This is a genomic window from Streptomyces sp. NPDC047982, from assembly GCF_043204165.1.
GTDB lineage: Bacteria > Actinomycetota > Actinomycetes > Streptomycetales > Streptomycetaceae > Streptomyces.
In genome coordinates this window covers 281,271-301,263 of record NZ_JBIDBS010000004.1, presented here as the reverse complement: position 1 = coordinate 301,263, position 19,993 = coordinate 281,271, and the positions used below count along the sequence as shown (strand labels likewise).

Here is a 19,993-nt window from a genome sequence, read left to right as displayed (position 1 = left end):
CGCCGTACCGCCCGGAGGACCGGGCGCGGGCGGCCGTGCCGCGGCCGCCCGGCCCTCGGCTGCGGCCCCGGGCACGCACAGTGGAGGGGACAGCGAAATGCCGGCCGAAGAGAGTTCCGCCGTGACGGCCCGTGGGGACCGCCCACGGGTCACCGCGGCGATCAGCCGGGCACTCGCCCCGCCCCTGCCCGCGGGCGCGGGGGCGCCCCTCGGACCCCTGCTGCGGGTCCGTTCCGCCGCCGGGCCCCGGCGCCCCGCCCCGCCGCGCCCCAAGGGCCGTTCCACCGGCTCTCCCCGCGCCCCTCGCGGCGGCGCGGCACGGCGGCTGTACGAGCGGGCGCGGCGGGCCTGGGACCGCCCCCTGACCGCGTACTACGTGATCCTGGGCGCCGGCCTGCTGATCACCGTGCTCGGCCTGGTGATGGTCTACTCCGCGTCGATGATCAAGGCCCTGGAGCTGAACAAGCCCGGCGGCTACTTCTTCCGTAAACAGTTCCTCGCCGCCGTCATCGGCGCCGTCCTGATGGCGGTCGCCGCCCGGATGCCCGTCAAACTGCACCGGGCGCTGGCCTATCCGCTGCTCCTGGGAGCCGTCTTCCTGATGGTGCTGGTCCAGGTGCCGGGGATAGGGATGTCGATCAACGGCAACCAGAACTGGCTCTCCCTGGGCGGCCCCTTCCAGCTCCAGCCCAGCGAGTTCGGCAAGCTCGCCCTGGTTCTGTGGGGCGCCGACCTGCTCGCCCGCAAACAGGACAAGCAACTGCTCACGCAGTGGAAGCACATGCTCGTCCCGCTCGTCCCGGTCGCCTTCATGCTCCTCGGGCTGATCATGCTCGGCGGTGACATGGGCACTGCGATCATCCTCACGGCGATCCTGTTCGGGCTGCTCTGGCTGGCGGGCGCCCCCACCCGGCTCTTCGCCGGAGTGCTCGCCGTCGCCACCGTGATCGCGCTCGTGCTGATCAAGACCAGCCCGAACCGGATGTCCCGGCTCGCCTGCGTCGGCGCCACCGAACCGGGCCCCGATGACTCCTGCTGGCAGGCCGTGCACGGCATCTACGCCCTGGCCTCCGGCGGATGGTTCGGTTCCGGGCTCGGCGCGAGTGTGGAAAAATGGGGTCAACTGCCTGAACCGCACACCGACTTCATCTTCGCCATCACCGGCGAGGAACTGGGGCTGGCGGGGACGCTGTCGGTGCTCGCTCTCTTCGCGGCTCTAGGCTATGCGAGTATCCGCGTGGCCGGACGCACGGAGGACTCCTTCGTGAGGTACGCCGCGGGAGGCGTGACCACCTGGATCATGGTGCAGTTCATGATCAACATCGGTGCGGTGCTCGGCCTGCTGCCGATCGCCGGTGTCCCGCTCCCGCTGTTCTCCTACGGAGGGTCGGCCCTGCTGCCGACCATGTTCGCCGTCGGGCTGCTGATCGCGTTCGCGCGAGAGGAACCCGCCGCGAAGGCGGCCCTGGCCATGCGGAGGACCGGGGTGAGATGGAAGACGATGAGACGGCGCGTCAAGAAGCGTCCGTCCGGAGAGCGGTGAATTTCGGTGCATGTCGTACTCGCCGGCGGGGGGACCGCCGGCCACATCGAGCCCGCGCTCGCCCTCGCGGACGCCCTGCGCAGGCAGGACCCGACCGTGGGGATCACTGCCCTGGGCACGGAGCGCGGACTCGAGACCAGGCTCGTACCCGAGCGGGGGTACGAACTCGCCCTGATCCCGGCCGTACCGCTGCCGCGCAAGCCCACCCCGGAACTGATCACTGTCCCGGGGCGGTTGCGCGGCACCATCAAGGCCGCCGAGCAGGTCCTGGAGCGGACCAAGGCGGACTGTGTGGTCGGCTTCGGCGGCTACGTCGCCCTGCCCGGCTACCTGGCGGCCAAGCGCGCCGGTGTGCCGATCGTCGTCCACGAGGCCAACGCCCGGCCCGGTCTGGCCAACAAGATCGGCTCGCGGTACGCCCACGGGGTCGCCGTCTCCACCCCCGACAGCAAGCTCCGCGGCGCCCGTTACATCGGCATCCCGCTGCGCCGGACCATCGCCACCCTGGACCGCGCCCGGGTCCGCCCCGAGGCGCGTGCCACCTTCGGGCTCGACCCCAACCTGCCGACGCTGCTGGTCTCCGGCGGCTCCCAGGGCGCACGCCGCCTCAACGAGGTGGTCCAGCGGGTCGCCCCGCTGCTCCAGCGCTCCGGGATCCAGATCCTGCACGTGGTCGGACCGAAGAACGAACTGCCCCACGTCGACAACATGCCCGGTATGCCGCCGTACATCCCGGTACCGTACGTGGACCGGATGGACCTCGCGTACGCGGCGGCCGACATGATGCTCTGCCGCGCGGGCGCGATGACCGTCGCCGAGCTCTCCGCCGTCGGACTCCCCGCCGCCTATGTGCCGCTGCCCATCGGCAACGGCGAACAGCGGCTCAACGCCCAGCCGGTGGTGAACGCGGGGGGCGGTCTGCTGGTGGACGACGCGGCGCTCACCCCCGAGTGGGTGCAGGGCAACGTCCTGCCCGTGCTCGCCGATCCGCACCGGCTGTACGAAATGTCCCGTGCCGCCGCCGAGTTCGGCCGCCGGGACGCCGACGACCTGCTCGTCGGCATGGTGTACGAGGCGATTTCCGCACGCCGAGGCGCGTGAGGCGGACGGGTCCGGGGGCGCGGCTCCCGGACCCGGTGTGAGGAGCGAGCGTGGCCGGACCGACGACCGCCCAGCGCGGTGCAGCGCAGCAGAAGGAATCCCCGGCCGATCCGCCGAGCCCGCAACGGCGTTGGCGGTCCAGCCGCACCCGGTTGATCGTGACCGGCGTGCTGGTCCTGCTGCTCGGTTCGGGGGCCGTCTGGGCGCTCTACGGCTCTCCCTGGCTCCGGGCCGAACGGGTCCGGACGACCGGTGTGGACGTGCTGACCCCGGCCGAGGTCGAGGCCGCCGCGGCGGTACCGCTCGGCGCCCCGCTCATCTCCGTGGACACCGACGCCATCGCCGACCGATTGCGCCAGAAGGTGCCTCGTATCGACTCGGTGGATGTCGTGCGGTCATGGCCGCATGGAATCGGACTTAAAGTGACCGAACGGCAGCCGGTCCTGCTGGTGAAAAAGGGTGCGAAGTTCGTCGAAGTGGACGCGAAAGGCGTGCGCTTCGCGACGGTGGACAAAGCGCCCCGGCGCGTACCGACCCTGGAGCTGACACCTCGTCAGTCGCCTGGTCTACGTCGCTTCGGCAGCGACCGGCTGGTGCGGGAGGCGGTCCGGGTCGCGGGCGGGCTTCCGGGCGATGTCGCCAAGGACACCGAGGTCGTACGGGTCGTCTCGTACGATTCGATCTCCCTGGAGCTCACCCGGGGTCGTACGGTGAACTGGGGCAGCGGCGAGGACGGTCAAGTGAAGGCCGGGGTCCTCACCGCTCTGATGAAAGCCGCCCCCCAAGCGGGACACTTCGACGTGAGTGCGCCCACCGCCCCTGCCGTATCGGACGGTTGACGCATATGCGGCCTGGCCAGCCCCCTGGTTGGTCAGGGCTACGGCTGATCACATAGGGTGAAAAGAAAAACGGGAGGTTCGGCGTGTTCGTTGAACACGCGCCACTTGTCGACTTAGTGTCCTGTTCGGAAGAGTCCATGAAACAGACACACTGGTAACCCTAAACTTCAACGTTAGGGTTGGGGTCGGCGTTTCGGACCGCCCCAATCGGCATCCGTCGTCGCGGCGGGAACACCGCCAAGCGACGACACGTAACTCGAGGCGAGAGGCCTTCGACGTGGCAGCACCGCAGAACTACCTCGCAGTCATCAAGGTCATCGGTGTCGGCGGCGGTGGTGTCAATGCCATCAACCGAATGATCGAGGTCGGTCTCAAGGGCGTCGAGTTCATCGCGATCAACACGGATGCGCAAGCCCTGTTGATGAGCGACGCCGACGTCAAGCTCGACGTCGGTCGCGAACTCACCCGCGGACTCGGAGCCGGGGCCAACCCGGCCGTCGGTCGCAAGGCGGCAGAGGACCACCGCGAGGAGATCGAGGAGGTTCTCAAGGGGGCCGACATGGTCTTCGTCACCGCGGGGGAGGGCGGCGGCACCGGCACGGGCGGCGCACCCGTCGTCGCGAACATCGCGCGTTCGCTGGGCGCCCTGACGATCGGCGTGGTCACCCGCCCGTTCACCTTCGAGGGCCGGCGCCGCGCGAACCAGGCGGAGGACGGCATCGCCGAGCTCCGCGAAGAGGTCGACACCCTCATCGTCATCCCCAACGACCGGCTGCTGTCCATCTCGGACCGGCAGGTCAGCGTGCTCGACGCGTTCAAGTCGGCCGACCAGGTGCTGCTCTCGGGTGTCCAGGGCATCACCGACCTCATCACGACGCCCGGCCTGATCAACCTCGACTTCGCCGACGTCAAGTCGGTCATGTCCGAGGCCGGATCGGCGCTCATGGGCATCGGCTCCGCCCGCGGCGACGACCGCGCGGTGGCCGCCGCGGAGATGGCGATCTCGTCGCCGCTGCTGGAGGCGTCCATCGACGGCGCCCGCGGTGTCCTGCTCTCCATCTCCGGCGGCAGCGACCTCGGTCTCTTCGAGATCAACGAGGCCGCCCAGCTGGTGAGCGAGGCGGCGCACCCCGAGGCGAACATCATCTTCGGCGCCGTCATCGACGACGCGCTGGGCGACGAGGTGCGCGTCACCGTGATCGCGGCCGGCTTCGACGGCGGGCAGCCGCCGGCCCGCCGTGAGAACGTTCTGGGCGCGAGCTCCGCCAAGCGCGAGGAGCCGGCTCCGCCGGTCCGCTCCGAGCCCGTGCGTCACACCGGCGGGCTGGGCTCCCTGCCTCCGCGCGAGGAGCCCGTGACCCCGGCCGAACCCGCTCCGGTGGCCGAGAAGCACCTGCCGCCGGTCACCACCGCGCCGCACATCCCGCCGGCCCGGCCCTACCCGGACTCCCAGGTCGAAGAGCTGGATGTCCCGGACTTCTTGAAGTGATAGTCCCGCACCGCTCGGTTCCTGCGGTGGCCCCGGAGACCTCGGCGGGCCGCGCGCACTTCGCCTTCACCGACAGGTGGGGCGGGGTGAGCGCGGCTCCGTACGAGGAACTCAACCTCGGCGGCGCGGTCGGTGACGACCCCGCCGCCGTTCTGGCGAACCGGGAGCGCGCCGCCCGGGCCCTCGGCCTGGACCCGGCGCGGGTCGTCTGGATGAACCAGGTGCACGGACGGGACGTCGCGGTCGTCGACGCCCCCTGGGGGGACGCCTCGGAGATCCCCGCCGTGGACGCGCTGGTGACCGCGCGGCGCGGACTCGCGCCGGCCGTGCTCACCGCCGACTGCACCCCCGTACTGCTCGCCGATCCCGTCGCCGGGATCGTGGCGGCGGCGCACGCGGGCCGCCCCGGGCTGGTCGCCGGGATCGTCCCCGCCGCGGTCGCGGCGATGACCGCGCTCGGTGCGATGCCCTCGCGGATCGTCGCCCGGACCGGACCGGCCGTCTGCGGACGGTGCTACGAGGTCCCCGCCGCGATGCGCGCCGAGGTCGCCGACGCCGTTCCGGCCTCCTGGTCCGAGACCAGTTGGGGCACCCCGGCCGTGGATGTCACCGCGGGGGTCCACGCCCAGCTCGAAGCGCTCGGTGTGGAGGACCGGCAGGCGTCGACGGTCTGCACCCTCGAATCGGCTGATCACTTCTCGTACCGCCGCGACCGCACCACCGGGCGGCTCGCCGGATATGTCTGGTTGGATTGATAGGGCATGACGGACCGTAGAACCCAACTCGCCGAAAATCTGGCACGGGTGGAAGAACGTATCGCTGCCGCCTGCGCCGCCGCCGGCCGCCCGCGGGAGGAAGTGACGCTCATCGTCGTCACCAAGACCTACCCCGCGAGCGATGTGCGGGTTCTGCATGAACTCGGTGTGCGTCATGTCGCGGAGAACCGTGACCAGGATGCCGCCCCCAAGGCGGCCGAGTGTGCGGATCTGTCGCTCACATGGCATTTTGTCGGTCAGCTGCAGACAAATAAGGTTCGTTCTGTGGCCGGTTATGCCGATTTCGTGCAGTCGGTGGATCGAGGCAAACTGGTCGCGGCACTCTCGACGGCGGCCGTGCGCGAGGGCCGCGAACTCGGCTGCCTCGTGCAGGTGGCGCTCGACGCGGAGAGCGGCGAGCGGGGCGTCCGGGGCGGCGTCGCGCCGGACGGGATCGAGGAGTTGGCCGCCGCGGTCGATGCCGCGCCCGGACTGCGGCTCGCCGGTCTGATGACCGTCGCGCCGCTCGCCGGACCCTACGCGGGACGGCGGCGTGCCGCCTTCGATCGGCTGATGGAATTCTCGTCCCGCCTGCGCGCGGACCATCCGGCTGCGAACATGGTCTCCGCGGGGATGAGTTCGGACCTCGAGGACGCGGTCGCGGCCGGAGCGACACATGTACGCGTCGGTACGGCGGTACTCGGAGTCCGACCGAGCCTCGGGTAACGTCGCCAAACGAGTCGGACCACAGCAGAAAATATGGTCAATTCCGCCGATGGCGGGCAGACCACAGTGGATCGCGGGGCACTTGGTGACAGATGCCGATCCACCACAGAGCGGAGGATTCAGAGCATGGCCGGCGCGATGCGCAAGATGGCGGTCTACCTCGGCCTCGTGGAGGACGATGGGTACGACGGTCCGGGGTTCGACCCCGATGACGAATTCGAACCCGAGCCGGAGCCGGAGCGTGACCGGCGGCGGCATCAGCCCGCGCATCAGGTCGAACGCGAGCGGGACCGGGAGCGGGAGCGCGAACAGGACGAACCGGTGCGAGCGGTGCAGCCTCCCGCGCAGCGGGAGCCGGTGCAGATCCCGGCGGAAAGGGAAAGACCCGCCCGGATCGCACCCGTGGCATCCATCACACCCGAACGCCCGAGCATGGAGAAGAACGCGCCGGTGATCATGCCCAAGGTCGTGTCCGAGCGGGAGCCGTACCGCATCACCACGCTGCACCCCAGGACCTACAACGAGGCCCGTACCATCGGTGAACACTTCCGCGAGGGCACTCCGGTGATCATGAATCTCACAGAGATGGACGATACGGACGCGAAGCGACTTGTCGACTTTGCGGCAGGACTCGTCTTCGGGCTCCATGGCAGCATTGAGCGCGTGACGCAGAAGGTGTTCCTGTTGTCGCCTGCTAACGTCGATGTCACGGCGGAGGACAAGGCCCGCATCGCTGAGGGCGGATTCTTCAACCAGAGCTGAGAACACGACACCGGGAACGGCCCGGCCGGGAGGCCGGAGCCAGAGAGCCAGGGGAGAGGGAAGCGCGAAATGGGCGTCGCACAAGAGGTTCTCTACATCGCGCTGACGTGTTTCCTCATCGTGCTGATCTTCCGGCTGGTCATGGACTACGTCTTCCAGTTCGCACGTTCATGGCAGCCCGGCAAGCCGATGGTGGTCATACTCGAAGCCACCTATACGGTCACCGATCCACCGCTCAAGCTTCTGCGGCGGTTCATCCCGCCGCTGCGTCTCGGGGGCGTGGCACTCGACCTGTCCTTCTTCGTTCTGATGATCATCGTTTTCATCCTGAGAGGCATCGTGATCGGGTTGTGAGCGATACGGTCTTGCCGACTGCCGACGACTACGTAGAGGTGAAGAAGAGATGCCGCTGACCCCCGAGGACGTGCGGAACAAGCAGTTCACAACCGTCCGTCTCCGAGAAGGCTACGACGAGGACGAGGTCGATGCCTTCCTCGACGAGGTCGAGGCCGAGCTGACCCGCCTGCTCCGTGAGAACGAGGACCTGCGCGCCAAGCTGGCCGCCGCCACGCGTGCCGCTGCGCAGAGCCAGCAGCAGGGCATGCGCAAGCCGGAGCCGCAGGACCGGCCCGGGCCCCCCGTGCCCGCCGCCATATCGGGACCGCCGGTCCAGCAGCAGCCCCCGCAGATGGGTCCCCCCCAGCTGCCAGGTGGTGCTCCGCAGCTGCCCGCCGGTCCCAGTGGTCATGGCCCCGGCCCTCAGGGGCAGCACGGCCCCGGTCCGCAGGGCCCGCACGGCCCCGGCCCGATGCAGGGCGGTCCCATGGGTGGCCCGATGGGCGGCCCCATGGGCGGTCACGCCCCGCAGCAGCAGATGCAGCAGCCGCCGCAGATGCAGCAGCCCGGTCAGGCCCCCGGTGGCGACAGCGCCGCCCGTGTCCTCTCGCTCGCGCAGCAGACGGCCGACCAGGCGATCGCCGAGGCCCGTTCCGAGGCCAACAAGATCGTCGGTGAGGCACGCAGCCGTGCCGAGGGGCTGGAGCGCGACGCGCGGGCCAAGGCGGACGCGCTGGAGCGGGACGCGCAGGAGAAGCACCGCGTGGCGATGGGCTCGCTGGAGTCCGCCCGCGCGACGCTGGAGCGCAAGGTCGAGGACCTGCGCGGCTTCGAGCGCGAGTACCGCACCCGTCTGAAGTCCTACCTGGAGAGCCAGCTGCGTCAGCTGGAGACCCAGGCGGACGACTCGCTCGCCCCGCCGCGCACCCCGGCGACCGCCTCGCTGCCGCCGTCGCCCTCGCTGGCCCCGGCCGGTGCGGGCGCCATGGGCCACAGCATGGGTGGCAACCACGGCAACCAGCCGATGGGTGGCACCCCGTCCATGGGGGGTGGGCCCTCGTACGGCGGTCAGCAGCAGATGTCGCCGGCGATGACCCAGCCGATGGCGCCGGTGCGGCCGCAGGCGCCGCAGCCGATGCAGCAGGCGCCGTCGCCGATGCGCGGGTTCCTGATCGACGAGGACGACAACTGAGTCGGGTGCGCGCGGTGAGCGCGTAGCCGTCGGCAGGCTGAGGGCCGGGCCCCGGGGTTTTCCCCGGGGCCCGGCCCTTGTCGTGCCATGAGGTGGGCGGGGGATACGGCCGTCGGACGGGGAAACGCCGAGCGGGCCCGTCCGGAACGGGTGTTCCGGACGGGCCCGCCGAGGAGTGGGGGTTACTGCTCCGTCCTGCGGAGGCGGAAGGCCAGGGCCAGGCCCTCGTCCTCGAACGGTTCGCCGAAGGTCGCGTCCGCCTCGCCCTGCGCGTAGTCCAGCGCCAGGACCTCGTCCGCGATCAGGGCCGCGTGCTCGGTCAGCGCCTCCGCGGTGGCGGGGGAGGTGGACGTCCAGCGGACGGCGATGCGGTCCGCGACGTCCAGGCCGCTGTTCTTGCGAGCCTCCTGGATGAGGCGGATGGCGTCACGGGCCAGGCCCGCGCGCCGCAGCTCCGGGGTGATCTCCAGGTCCAGGGCGACCGTCGCACCCGAGTCGGACGCCACCGACCAGCCCTCGCGCGGCGTCTCGGTGATGATCACCTCGTCGGGGGCGAGGGTGACCGTCTCGCCGTCCACCTCGACCGACGCCGTGCCCTCGCGCAGAGCCAGCGAGAGTGCCGCCGCGTCGGCGTTCGCGACCGCCTTGGCCACCGCCTGGACGCCCTTGCCGAACCGCTTGCCGAGGGCGCGGAAGTTGGCCTTCGCGGTGGTGTCGACCAGCGAGCCGCCGACGTCGGAGAGCGAGGCCAGCGAGGAGACGTTCAGCTCCTCGGTGATCTGGGCGTGCAGTTCGGGCGGGAGGGACTCGAAGCCGGCCGCCGCGACCAGGGCGCGGGACAGCGGCTGGCGGGTCTTGACGCCCGACTCGGCGCGGGTGGCCCGGCCCAGTTCGACCAGGCGGCGCACCAGCGTCATGTGGACCGACAGCTCCGGGTCGACGACCGTGAGGTCGGCCTTCGGCCAGGCGGCCAGGTGCACCGACTCGGGGGCGTCCGGGGTGACCGGGACCACCAGGTCCTGCCAGACCCGCTCGGTGATGAACGGGGTGAGCGGCGCCATCAGCCGGGTCACGGTCTCGACGACCTCGTGCAGCGTGCGCAGCGCGGCCTTGTCGCCCTGCCAGAAGCGGCGGCGCGAGCGGCGGACGTACCAGTTGGACAGGTCGTCGACGAACGTGGACAGGAGCTTGCCGGCACGCTGGGTGTCGTACCCCTCCAGCGCCTGCGTGACCTGGTCCACCAGCGCGTTCAGTTCGCTCAGCAGCCAGCGGTCCAGGACCGTGCGGTCCGCCGGGGCCGGGTCGGCCGCGGAGGGGGCCCAGTTCGACGTGCGGGCGTACAGGGCCTGGAAGGCCACCGTGTTCCAGTAGGTCAGGAGGGTCTTGCGGACGACCTCCTGGATGGTGTTGTGGCCGACGCGGCGGGCCGCCCAGGGGGAGCCGCCGGCCGCCATGAACCAGCGGACCGCGTCGGCGCCGTGCTGGTCCATGAGGGGGATCGGCTGGAGGATGTTGCCGAGGTGCTTGGACATCTTGCGGCCGTCCTCGGCGAGGATGTGGCCCAGGCAGACCACGTTCTCGTAGGACGACTTGTCGAAGACCAGCGTGCCGACGGCCATCAGCGTGTAGAACCAGCCGCGGGTCTGGTCGATGGCCTCGGAGATGAACTGCGCCGGGTAGCGGTTCTCGAACAGTTCCTTGTTCTTGTACGGGTAGCCCCATTGCGCGAACGGCATCGAGCCCGAGTCGTACCAGGCGTCGATGACTTCCGGGACGCGGTGCGCCTCCAGCCGGCAGTTCTCGTGCGAGCAGGTGAACGTGATCTCGTCGATGAACGGGCGGTGCGGGTCGAGACCGGACAGGTCCGTGCCGGCGAGCTCGCCCAGCTCGGCGCGCGAGCCGACGCAGGTCAGGTGGCCGTCCTCGCAGCGCCAGATCGGCAGCGGGGTGCCCCAGTAGCGGTTGCGGGACAGTGCCCAGTCGACGTTGTTGTTCAGCCAGTCGCCGAAGCGACCGTTCTTGACCGATTCCGGGAACCAGTTGGTCTTCTCGTTCTCCGCGAGCAGCCGGTCCTTGATCGCGGTCGTGCGGATGTACCAGGAAGGCTGCGCGTAGTAGAGGAGCGCGGTGTGGCAGCGCCAGCAGTGCGGGTAGCTGTGCTCGTACGGGACGTGCCGCAACAGCTTGCCGCGGGCGGCCAGGTCCTCCGTGAGCGCCTCGTCGGCCTTCTTGAAGAAGACGCCGCCGACCAGCGCCAGGTCCTCCTCGAAGGTGCCGTCGGGGCGGACCGGGTTGACGACGGGGAGACCGTACGCCTTGCAGACCTGGAGGTCGTCGGCGCCGAAGGCGGGGGACTGGTGGACCAGACCCGTACCGTCCTCGGTCGTCACGTACTCGGCGTTGACGACGTAGTGCGCCTCCGCCGGGAAGTCGACGAGCTGGAACGGGCGCTCGTACGTCCAGCGCTCCATCTCGCGGCCGGTGAACGTCTGCCCGGTCGTCTCCCAGCCCTCGCCCAGGGCCTTCTCGACGAGCGGCTGCGCGACGACGAGCTTCTCCCGGCCGTCGGTCGCGACGACGTAGGTGACCTCCGGGTGGGCGGCGACGGCGGTGTTGGAGACCAGCGTCCACGGCGTGGTCGTCCAGACGAGGAGGGATGCCTCGCCGGCCAGCGGGCCGGACGTGAGGGGGAAGCGGACGAAGACCGACGGGTCGACGACCGTCTCGTACCCCTGCGCCAGCTCGTGGTCGGAGAGGCCGGTGCCGCAGCGGGGGCACCAGGGGGCGACGCGATGGTCCTGGACCAGGAGGCCCTTCCCGAAGATCTCCTTCAGCGACCACCACACGGATTCGACGTACTCGGGGTCCATCGTGCGGTAGGCGTCGTCGAGGTCGACCCAGTAGCCCATCCGGGTCGTCAGCTCGGTGAAGGCGTCGGTGTGGCGGGTCACGGACTCGCGGCACTTGGCGTTGAACTCGGCGATGCCGTACGCCTCGATGTCCTTCTTGCCGTTGAAGCCCAGCTCCTTCTCGACCGCGAGCTCGACCGGCAGGCCGTGGCAGTCCCAGCCGGCCTTGCGGCCGACGTGGTAGCCCTGCATGGTGCGGAAGCGGGGGAAGACGTCCTTGAAGACGCGCGCCTCGATGTGGTGGGCGCCGGGCATGCCGTTGGCGGTGGGCGGGCCCTCGTAGAAGACCCACTCGGGACGGCCCTCGGACTGTTCGAGGCTCTTGGCGAAGATCTTGCTCTCGCGCCAGAAATCGAGCACGGCGTGCTCCAGCGCGGGCAGGTCGACCTGGGCGGGTACCTGGCGGTACTGCGGCGATGTCATGGGCGGACTTCCTCCGGCGGACGATTTCCACTTCCGTCGGAGGGACGAGAGCCTCGTCGACTCCCGCGGTACCACCCTCCTTGGCCCCGGGCACGCGCCCGTGGCCCCCTCATTGGGGTCGCGATGCCGGTTCTACTTGCCTCGTGGCGTTCTTCCGGCGGCTCCGGGTGATCTTCACGCCGCGCTCGCCCCCGGGCTTCCACCGTCCCCGGGTCGCTCCTGGCTGCGTACGACGCTACTCGTCCCATCCACGCCTCTCGCTCAGGCCAGTGTACGGGCCCGTACGGGCACCGGCCGACCGGATATCGGGCGGTGCGGGGCGTGACTCGAATGGGGAGACGGGGACGGGCGGGCCCGGAGGAGTCGGCCGGGGCGTCGCGGGAGTCGGATTATCGGGCTGTGAGCTGGGCACAACGGATTCAGGCAGGTCGGCGTCCGGATGCGGGCGAGGACGAATCGGCGGCGTGCCCCGTTGCCGCGGGGCCGGGGCCGATTTATCGTCCCAGCACGATTCGCGTGCAAGATCACAATATGTGAAGGGGCCGCGGCCATGGTGGCGAAGAAGAGCGCCGCGAAGAAGACGGCGTCGACGAGACCCACGGGTGCGGCGGCCGGAAGGACGGATGCGGAGGGCGGCCCCGAGGCCGCGGCGAAGAAGAAGGCGGCCACGAAGGCGGCGTCGGCGAAGAAGACGGCGGCCGGGAAGACGGCCGGAAGGGCCGGGAAGAAGACGGCCGCGGACAAGACCGCGGCGAAGAAGGCAGCGGCTTCGAAGGCGGTGTCCGCCGCACGCACGGATGCCGGGCACGCGGCACCGGCCGAGAAGGCCCCCGCGAAGAAGGTCGCGGCCAGGAAGTCCTCGAAGAAGGCCGCCGCGGCGGCCACGGAGGCGGCCGAGTCCGCCGAGCAGACGGGAGCCCACACGGTGGTAGCCAAGAAGAGCGGGGCCCGGACCCGCACGGCCGACGAGGCCACGCCGACCGTCGCGCCGCCGGGCGGGGGAGTCGTCACGACGGCCCCCGGCGAGCTGGCGGTCCGGCCGGACGAGGATCCCTGGACCTCGCAGGAGGTCGACGATGCGCGGGCCGTGCTGAGCGGCGAGAGCACGCGGCTGCGCAACGAGCTGGAGGCCGCGGGCATCGCGCTCGCCGGTCTGATGCGCGAATCCGGCGACGGCGCCGGCGACGACGAGGCCGACACCGGCACCAAGAACATCACCCGCGAGCACGAGATGGCGCTCGCCGCCAACGCCCAGGAGATGCTGGACCAGACCGAACGGGCGCTGGCCCGGCTCGACGCCGGGACGTACGGCCTGTGCGAGGTCTGCGGCAAACCGATCGGCAAGGCCCGGATGCAGGCGTTCCCCCGCGCCACGCTCTGCGTCGAGGACAAACAGAAGCAGGAGCGACGCGGTTGATCCGGCGCGCCGTGTCGTACCCTCGTCCTCAGTCAGGAACCTAGGTTGAGGGACTCACGTGGCAGAGGCGGAGCGCATCATCGGTACGCCGGACATCCCCGATGCTGGGGGGACCGAAGGGGAGGGGACCGGGAACCCGGCGGAGGAGCTGCCCCCCGCCAGGGGCAGGCGGAAGATCGCGGTGCTCTTCGGCGTGGCCGCCTTCGCCTACCTGCTGGACCTGGTCAGCAAGCTGCTGGTGGTCGCGAAGCTGGAGCACCACCAGCCGATCGAGGTCATCGGCGACTGGCTGAAGTTCGAGGTGATCCGCAACTCGGGCGCCGCGTTCAGCGTCGGTGAGGCGTACACGATCGTCTTCACCGTCATCGCGGCGACCGTGATCGTGGTGATCGCCCGGTTGGCACGGAAGCTCTACAGCCTGCCATGGGCCATCGCCCTCGGGCTGCTGCTCGGCGGGGCGCTGGGCAACCTGACCGACCGCCTCTTCCGCACCCCCGGCGTCTTCCAGGGCGCGGTGGTGGACTTCATCTCCGTCGAGCACTTCGCCGTCTTCAACCTCGCCGACTCCGCGATCGTCTGCGGCGGCATCCTGATCGTGCTGCTCTCCTTCCGGGGCCTGGACCCGGACGGGACCGTGCACAAGGACTAGGCGCGGACTGGGCGTTCTGTCCCGGCAACGTTTGCCCCGTCGCGTCGCCCGGCACTTCCCCGAGCTCTCGACTTCGTTCGAGCAGGGGAGAGACCCGTCCGAGGGCTTTCGGCCGCCTTGCGATCGTACGCACCGGACGACGCTCCTTCCGGGCAGACCTTGCCGGTCACGGCGCTGGTGCCGGGAGACGCGGAGGCGGGGTCGTCCGCACGGGACCGAGCGAGACCGTGCACGAGGACCGGCCGCCGCAAGGCATACTCGATCGGGTGAGTACGTATCCCGAGGTCCGCACCCTGCCCGTACCGGACGGCCTGGAGGGCGAGCGCGTCGACGCCGCCATCTCCCGGATGTTCGGTTTCTCCCGCACCAAGGCCGCCGATCTGGCCGCCGCCGGAAAGGTGCAGGTGGACGGTGCGGTGGTCGGGAAGTCCGAGCGGGTGCGGGGCGGTGCCTGGCTGGAGGTGGAGATGCCCCAGGCCCCCGCGCCGGTGCGGGTCGTCGCCGAACCCGTCGAGGGCATGGAGATCGTGCACGACGACGACGACGTCGTGGTGATCGTGAAGCCGGTCGGGGTCGCCGCCCACCCGAGCCCCGGCTGGACCGGTACAACGGTGATCGGCGGGCTCGCCGCCGCCGGGTACCGGATCTCGACGTCCGGCGCGGCCGAGCGCCAGGGCATCGTGCACCGCCTCGACGTCGGCACCTCCGGTCTGATGGTCGTGGCCAAGTCGGAGCGGGCCTACACGCTGCTGAAGGCGCAGTTCCGCGACCGGGTCGTCGAGAAGAAGTACCACGCGCTGGTGCAGGGCCACCCGGACCCGATGAGCGGCACCATCGACGCCCCCATCGGGCGCCACCCCAACCACGACTACAAGTGGGCCGTCACCGCCGACGGCAAGCCATCCGTGACCCACTACGACCTCATCGAGGCGTACCGGGCCGCCAGTCTCCTCGACATCAAGCTGGAGACCGGCCGCACGCACCAGATCCGGGTGCACATGTCCGCCCACCGCCACCCCTGCGTCGGCGACCTCACCTACGGCGCCGACCCGACGTTGGCCAAGCGCCTCGACCTGACGCGGCAATGGCTGCACGCCGTCCGGCTCGGCTTCGAGCACCCGTCCGACGGCAGCTGGGTGGAGTTCTCCAGCAATTACCCGGACGACCTCCAGCGGGCCCTGGACAGGATCGCGGCGGAGAGCCGCTGAGGCCCGCCGGCGCGGCGGCAGCGGCTGGCACCATGGGCCCCATGAACATCATGCTTTTCCACTCGACGTACGGTCTGCGCCCCGCGGTGCACGCCGCCGCGGCCCGGCTGCGCGCCGCCGGGCACGAGGTACACGTGCCCGATCTCTTCGAGGGGCGCACCTTCGACACCGTCGAGGAGGGCCTGGCCTTCAAGGAGGAACTGGGCAAGGACGAGCTGCTGCGGCGGGCCGTGCTGGCCGCCGCGCCCTACTCCGACCGGGGTCTGGTGTACGCCGGTTTCTCCCTCGGGGCGGCCACCGCGCAGACGCTGGCGCTCGGCGACGAGAAGGCGCGCGGTCTGCTGCTGTTCCACGGCACCTCGGACATCGCCGAGAACGCCTCGGTGGACGAGCTGCCCGTGCAGCTGCACGTCGCCGACCCCGACCCGTTCGAGACGCACGACTGGCTGAACTCCTGGTACCTGCGGATGCAGCGGACCGGAGCCGATGTCGAGGTCTACCGCTACCCGGGCGCGGGGCACCTCTTCACCGATCACGAGCTGCCCGACCACGACGCGGCGTCGGCCGAGCTGGCCTGGAAGGTCGCGCTCGGCTTTCTCGCCACCCTGTGACCGCGCGGGAGCCGCGCCCCCGGTAGCGGGTGACCGCGTGAAGGGCCCGCGCGGTGCGCGGGCCCTTCGGCGGACGGGGATCAGGCGCGGTAGGCGATCCAGCTGTCGCTCATCCGCTGCACCTGGCCCGGGGTGAACTGGTACATGCAGGCGTCGTACGAGTAGTCCATGAAGTTGTGGACCGGGTCGACGCCCGGCTTGCTGGTGCAGGTGTCGCGCCCGGTCGGGCAGCCGGAGGCGGCGCTCTTCTCGGCCGGCGTGTCGGAGACGTAGTCACCGTTGCCGTTGCAGCCGCCCTGGAACGTGTGGTAGAGCCCCAGCCAGTGGCCGACCTCGTGGGTGGCGGTGTCGCCCTCGTTGTAGTTGCTGGTCGAGCCGCCGGGCAGCGAGGAGTTCAGGAGGACGACGCCGTCGTCGGACGGGTCGGACTTGTACGAGCTGGGGAAGGTCGCCCAGCCGAGCAGCCCCCCGCCGAGACTGGCGGTGTAGACGTTGAGGGCGTTCGCGCCGCCCTTGCGCAGCGACGACTTCATCGCGGTCTCGGCGGAGGAACCCGGCGAGACGTTGTACCAGGAGCTGTTGTCGGTGTAGTCCGTGCCGGCCAGCGTGAACCGGAAACCGGAGTCGGTGTTTCCGGTGCCCTGGCCACTGAAGGCGGCGTTCAGGACGTTGAGCTGGTCATTGATGGCGGTCGCGCTGAGCTTGCCGGTGGTGCCGGAGTGTATGACGTGGAAGTACACCGGGATCGTGGCGCCCGCGGCGAGCGCGGAGCCGTCGGCCCGGCGGTCCGCGAGTCTCTGCCGCAGCTGGGAGTCCATGGCCTTGGCCTGGGCGGCAGTCAGCTCGTTGGGGTCGTGGGCGTTCGTGGTCTTCTCGGGGTGCGCCCTGCGCGCCGTGGCGTCGGTGGCCGTGCCGTCCGCGCACTTCTGGGCGGACGCGGCCGTCGAGGAGGAGGCGGGGGCGGCGGACACCTTCGCGGAGGCGGAACCGGGGGCGGCGAAGAGCGGTGCCAGGGCCAGGGTTCCGGCCAGGACGGCGGTGCCGAGCGCACGGTTGCGCATACGCGGCGAAATACGGGCAAGAGCCTGCACGGGGTCTCCTCGCGGACATGTGGAGGAGGAACTTCCTCCTCACCGCCAGGGAGATTACGTGCGCATGTCAGACCCGTAGCAGAGATGATCAAGCCGGATGGATCGAGGGGCGAAACGGTTGGAAAAGGGAGAAAAGAATCCGAGCGTTCCGGGGTTTGAGATGCGGACGTCATGTCACGCGTTACCCCGGCGGGTGGTGTGTCCCCATTCGTGCATGGAGACACGCCACCCGTCGTAGTGAGGTGATGTGCCGTCAACGCGCATGCGCGTGGCTGAAAATGATCCCTCAGCGCACTGGCTGGTTCGCTCGCTCGACCTTCTGGGTTCCGCTGAGCGTCCGGTACGAACGCGCCCAGGAGGAGGTCGCGTCCCGCTTCGAGCGATCGGACACGACGTAGTAGTCCATCTGCGAGCGCTCCGCGGTCACGTCGAGGACGCCGTAGCCGTGCGAGTCCATGTCCACCCACTTCACATGGCGGTTGGCGGCCTTCACCGCCGTGCTCGCGACCGCCGAGAGGGTCCCCGGCGCCACGTGCAGGAAGTCGTCCAGGTTGTCCGAGGTCACCGACGTCACCACGAACTCGGTGGCCGCCGAGGCCGAGAGCGGGTACGTGGCAGCCTTCACGGGCACGTCGGTGGCCCACGCCATGTGGATGTCGCCGGTCAGGAACACCGTGTTCGTGATCGACCGGTCCTGCAGATGCGCGATCAGTTCCTTGCGGTCGCTGGTGTAGCCGTCCCATTGGTCGACGCTGACGGCGAGCCCCTCCTTCGGCAGCCCCAGCAGCTCGGCCAGCGGCTCCAGCAGATGCGCGGGCAGCGCGCCGAACGCGACCGGCGAGATCATCACCGATGTTCCGACCAGCTTCCAGGCGGCGTCCGAACCGGCCAGGCCCGCCTTCAGCCAGTCGAGCTGCGCCCGGCCGGTGATCGTGCGGTTCGGGTCGTCGACCGAGCCGTTGCCGACCGTCGACTGCTGCGAGCGGAAGGTGCGCAGATCGAGCAGGTGGAGGTCGGCCAGGTTGCCGAAGCGCAGCCGCCGGTAGACGGTGCCCTCGGTGGAGGGGCGGACCGGCATCCACTCGAAGTACGCCTGCCTGGCGCCCGCGGCGCGGTCGGCCCAGGAGCCTTCCGTAGCCGGTGTGTGGTTCTCGGCCCCGCCCGACCAGGTGTCGTTGGCGATCTCGTGGTCGTCCCAGATCGCGATCACCGGGTGGGCGGCGTGCAGGTCCCGCAGGTCGGTGTCCGTCTTGTAATGACCGTGCCGAGCGCGGTAGTCGGCGAGGGTGAGGATCTCGTGCCGGGGCTCGTGCGGCCGTACGACGTACTTCGCCTCCGGGAAGACGCCCGACGCGTACTCGTAGATGTAGTCGCCCAGGTGCAGTACCGCGTCGAGGTCGGTGCGGGCCGCGAGATGCCGGTAAGGGGAGAAGAAACCGGCCTCCCAGTTGGCGCACGAGACCACGCCGAAGCGCAGACCGGCGACGGTGGCCCCGGCCGCGGGCGCGGTGCGGGTGCGGCCGGTCGGTGAGAGGGCCGGCGTGCCGTCGCCCGCCGAGAAGCGGAACCAGTACGTGGTGGCCGGGCGCAGCCCGCGTATGTCGGCCTTGACGGTGTGGTCGGAGGCGGCCCGCGCGACGGCGGAGCCGCGGGAGACGATCCGGGAGAAGCTCTTGTCCTCGGCGACCTCCCAGCTCACCGTCGTGTCGGCGCCGCGGCCGGAACCGGGCACGGCGTCGGGTGTGGGAGTGACGCGCGTCCACAGGAGGACGCCGTCGGGGAGCGGGTCGCCGGAGGCGACGCCATGGAGGAAGGCGGGCCCGTCCGCGGCGCGTGCGGTGGTGGCGGAGCCCAGGACGGGGACCGCGACGGCGGCGGTGGCGGCGGCCTTGACGACCGTGCGGCGCCGGGGGGCGGCCGGCGGCGACGAAAGGTGTCGGGAGTTCATGGGCCAGGACCTTACTGACCGGTAAGCCCAAAGGGCAGGCGAACGAAGGAAGTTCGCCTGCCCTTTGCTGAACAGCCGTCAGGAATTGGTCACGCGGAGGGCCCTGTTCCGCCCGGAACGCGCGGTTCCGGTGCGGCGTGCGTGTCTCAGCCCTTCAGCGCTGCGTCGATCGCGGTGTTGAACTCCTCCACCGTCATCGGGGCGTTCTTGCCGTCCGATCCGGTGAGCGTCTTGCCGTCCATCTTCAGCGTCGGGGTGCCCTGCACGCCGCTCTTGTCGAATGCCGCGGACATCTTCATCGCCCAGGCGTCGAACGTGCCGTCCTCGACGTTCTTCTGGAACTCCTTGTTGCCCTTCAGCGCGTCGACCGTGTTCGCGATCTCGATCAGGTAGGAGTCCTTCTTGAACTTGTCGTCGGCTTCCTGCGGGTGGTACTTCGCGGAGTAGAGCGCGTACTTGTAGTCGAGGAAGGCGTCCGGGCTGACATCGAGCGCGGCACCCAGCGCGCTCAACGCGTTCTTCGAGCCCTCGCCGTTGGTCATGTCGTCGAGGAACGTGGCACCGACGAACTTGATCTTGTACTTTCCGGCGTCGACGTCCTCGTGCACCGTCTTGCCGATGGTCTGCTCGAGCGTTCCGCAGATCGGGCAGCGCGCGTCCTCGTAGAGCTCCAGCGTCTTCTTGGCGCTCGGCTTGCCGATGACGACGCTCGTGCCGTTCTCGCCCGAGGTGTTCTTGGGCGCCGTGACCTTCTTCTCGTCCTTGGCCGCCTCCCACTGGGACGGCTTGTTCATCTGCATGACACCCCAGCCGACGCCGCCGGCGATCGCCAGCACCCCGACGATCGAGAGGCCGACGACCACCTGCCGACGGGTCTTCTCACGCTTGGCCTGCCGCTCGCGCTCGGCGCGCAGACGCTCGCGGGCCGCCGCCTTGTTGGCCTGGCTGTTGCGGTTGCTCATGTTGCTCTCTCCATGGTGATAGGTCTTCGGGG

General features: G+C 70.2%; 17 protein-coding genes. 13 read left to right on the top strand and 4 right to left on the bottom strand.

From position 1 onward, the window contains the following. Positions 1 to 97 precede the first annotated feature (97 nt). The 9 genes from ftsW (at position 98) to ACGF2V_RS06830 (ending at position 8,743) form a co-directional block, all read left to right on the top strand. Complete coding sequence (gene ftsW, locus ACGF2V_RS06870) at positions 98 to 1,543, top strand: putative lipid II flippase FtsW (RefSeq protein WP_362626828.1); 1,446 nt, start codon at positions 98 to 100, stop codon at positions 1,541 to 1,543. A gap of 6 nt (positions 1,544 to 1,549) precedes the next feature. After that, on the top strand, positions 1,550 to 2,644 hold the full coding sequence (gene murG / locus ACGF2V_RS06865; RefSeq protein WP_362626831.1) for an undecaprenyldiphospho-muramoylpentapeptide beta-N-acetylglucosaminyltransferase: 1,095 nt from the start codon (positions 1,550 to 1,552) through the stop codon (positions 2,642 to 2,644). Between the two features lie 50 nt (positions 2,645 to 2,694). Beyond that, positions 2,695 to 3,483: an FtsQ-type POTRA domain-containing protein gene (locus ACGF2V_RS06860; RefSeq protein ID WP_362626834.1), complete on the top strand. Its 789-nt coding sequence runs from the start codon at positions 2,695 to 2,697 to the stop codon at positions 3,481 to 3,483. Positions 3,484 to 3,760: 277 nt separating this feature from the next. Beyond that, on the top strand, positions 3,761 to 4,972 hold the full coding sequence (gene ftsZ, locus ACGF2V_RS06855) for a cell division protein FtsZ (protein ID WP_362703884.1): 1,212 nt from the start codon (positions 3,761 to 3,763) through the stop codon (positions 4,970 to 4,972). After that, complete coding sequence (gene pgeF, locus ACGF2V_RS06850) at positions 4,969 to 5,727, top strand: peptidoglycan editing factor PgeF (protein WP_389045045.1); 759 nt, start codon at positions 4,969 to 4,971, stop codon at positions 5,725 to 5,727. The genes ftsZ and pgeF overlap by 4 nt, the downstream gene beginning before the upstream one ends. A 6-nt stretch (positions 5,728 to 5,733) precedes the next feature. Further along, positions 5,734 to 6,453: a YggS family pyridoxal phosphate-dependent enzyme gene (locus tag ACGF2V_RS06845; protein ID WP_362626844.1), complete on the top strand. Its 720-nt coding sequence runs from the start codon at positions 5,734 to 5,736 to the stop codon at positions 6,451 to 6,453. A gap of 126 nt (positions 6,454 to 6,579) precedes the next feature. After that, positions 6,580 to 7,215, top strand: coding sequence for a cell division protein SepF (locus ACGF2V_RS06840; protein ID WP_362626847.1), 636 nt, complete (start codon positions 6,580 to 6,582; stop codon positions 7,213 to 7,215). Positions 7,216 to 7,284: 69 nt separating this feature from the next. Then, entirely contained in the window at positions 7,285 to 7,569 is a 285-nt protein-coding gene (locus tag ACGF2V_RS06835) for a YggT family protein (RefSeq protein ID WP_362626850.1), read from the top strand. A gap of 49 nt (positions 7,570 to 7,618) precedes the next feature. Continuing rightward, positions 7,619 to 8,743, top strand: a complete 1,125-nt coding sequence (locus tag ACGF2V_RS06830; RefSeq protein ID WP_362626853.1) for a DivIVA domain-containing protein — start codon at positions 7,619 to 7,621, stop codon at positions 8,741 to 8,743. A gap of 182 nt (positions 8,744 to 8,925) precedes the next feature. Here ACGF2V_RS06830 and ileS read toward each other — a convergent pair whose 3' ends face one another. Then, on the bottom strand, positions 8,926 to 12,075 hold the full coding sequence (gene ileS, locus ACGF2V_RS06825) for an isoleucine--tRNA ligase (RefSeq protein ID WP_362703882.1): 3,150 nt from the start codon (positions 12,073 to 12,075) through the stop codon (positions 8,926 to 8,928). Between the two features lie 550 nt (positions 12,076 to 12,625). Here ileS and ACGF2V_RS06820 point away from each other — a divergent pair. The 4 genes from ACGF2V_RS06820 (at position 12,626) to ACGF2V_RS06805 (ending at position 15,960) form a co-directional block, all read left to right on the top strand. Continuing rightward, on the top strand, positions 12,626 to 13,492 hold the full coding sequence (locus ACGF2V_RS06820; protein WP_362621229.1) for a TraR/DksA C4-type zinc finger protein: 867 nt from the start codon (positions 12,626 to 12,628) through the stop codon (positions 13,490 to 13,492). 58 nt (positions 13,493 to 13,550) lie between these two features. Further along, complete coding sequence (lspA, locus tag ACGF2V_RS06815) at positions 13,551 to 14,141, top strand: signal peptidase II (protein WP_362621227.1); 591 nt, start codon at positions 13,551 to 13,553, stop codon at positions 14,139 to 14,141. A 266-nt stretch (positions 14,142 to 14,407) separates the two neighbouring features. Beyond that, on the top strand, positions 14,408 to 15,349 hold the full coding sequence (locus tag ACGF2V_RS06810) for an RluA family pseudouridine synthase (RefSeq protein ID WP_362621226.1): 942 nt from the start codon (positions 14,408 to 14,410) through the stop codon (positions 15,347 to 15,349). Positions 15,350 to 15,381: 32 nt separating this feature from the next. Next, positions 15,382 to 15,960: a dienelactone hydrolase family protein gene (locus ACGF2V_RS06805; protein WP_362621224.1), complete on the top strand. Its 579-nt coding sequence runs from the start codon at positions 15,382 to 15,384 to the stop codon at positions 15,958 to 15,960. Positions 15,961 to 16,040: 80 nt separating this feature from the next. Here the strand turns inward: ACGF2V_RS06805 and ACGF2V_RS06800 are convergent, their stop codons facing one another. From ACGF2V_RS06800 to ACGF2V_RS06790, 3 genes are all read right to left on the bottom strand, one after another. Beyond that, entirely contained in the window at positions 16,041 to 17,021 is a 981-nt protein-coding gene (locus ACGF2V_RS06800; RefSeq protein ID WP_362621223.1) for a zinc metalloprotease, read from the bottom strand. Positions 17,022 to 17,337: 316 nt separating this feature from the next. Beyond that, the gene (locus ACGF2V_RS06795) at positions 17,338 to 18,999 is read right to left on the bottom strand and encodes an alkaline phosphatase D family protein (protein ID WP_362703878.1); all 1,662 of its coding nucleotides are present in this window, start codon (positions 18,997 to 18,999) and stop codon (positions 17,338 to 17,340) included. 146 nt (positions 19,000 to 19,145) lie between these two features. Continuing rightward, positions 19,146 to 19,961 carry a DsbA family protein gene (locus tag ACGF2V_RS06790; protein WP_362703875.1) on the bottom strand — a complete coding sequence of 272 codons (816 nt, stop codon included), beginning with the start codon at positions 19,959 to 19,961 and terminating at the stop codon, positions 19,146 to 19,148. Positions 19,962 to 19,993: the final 32 nt, after the last annotated feature.

Coding starts and splice junctions, on each gene's coding strand:
- ftsW (WP_362626828.1), top strand. CDS start 98: ATGCCGGCCGAAGAGAGTTCCGCCGTGACGGCCCGTGGGGACCGCCCA.
- ACGF2V_RS06845 (WP_362626844.1), top strand. CDS start 5,734: ATGACGGACCGTAGAACCCAACTCGCCGAAAATCTGGCACGGGTGGAA.
- ACGF2V_RS06840 (WP_362626847.1), top strand. CDS start 6,580: ATGGCCGGCGCGATGCGCAAGATGGCGGTCTACCTCGGCCTCGTGGAG.
- ACGF2V_RS06835 (WP_362626850.1), top strand. CDS start 7,285: ATGGGCGTCGCACAAGAGGTTCTCTACATCGCGCTGACGTGTTTCCTC.
- ACGF2V_RS06830 (WP_362626853.1), top strand. CDS start 7,619: ATGCCGCTGACCCCCGAGGACGTGCGGAACAAGCAGTTCACAACCGTC.
- ileS (WP_362703882.1), bottom strand. CDS start 12,075: ATGACATCGCCGCAGTACCGCCAGGTACCCGCCCAGGTCGACCTGCCC.
- ACGF2V_RS06820 (WP_362621229.1), top strand. CDS start 12,626: ATGGTGGCGAAGAAGAGCGCCGCGAAGAAGACGGCGTCGACGAGACCC.
- ACGF2V_RS06805 (WP_362621224.1), top strand. CDS start 15,382: ATGGGCCCCATGAACATCATGCTTTTCCACTCGACGTACGGTCTGCGC.
- ACGF2V_RS06800 (WP_362621223.1), bottom strand. CDS start 17,021: ATGCGCAACCGTGCGCTCGGCACCGCCGTCCTGGCCGGAACCCTGGCC.
- ACGF2V_RS06795 (WP_362703878.1), bottom strand. CDS start 18,999: ATGAACTCCCGACACCTTTCGTCGCCGCCGGCCGCCCCCCGGCGCCGC.
- ACGF2V_RS06790 (WP_362703875.1), bottom strand. CDS start 19,961: ATGAGCAACCGCAACAGCCAGGCCAACAAGGCGGCGGCCCGCGAGCGT.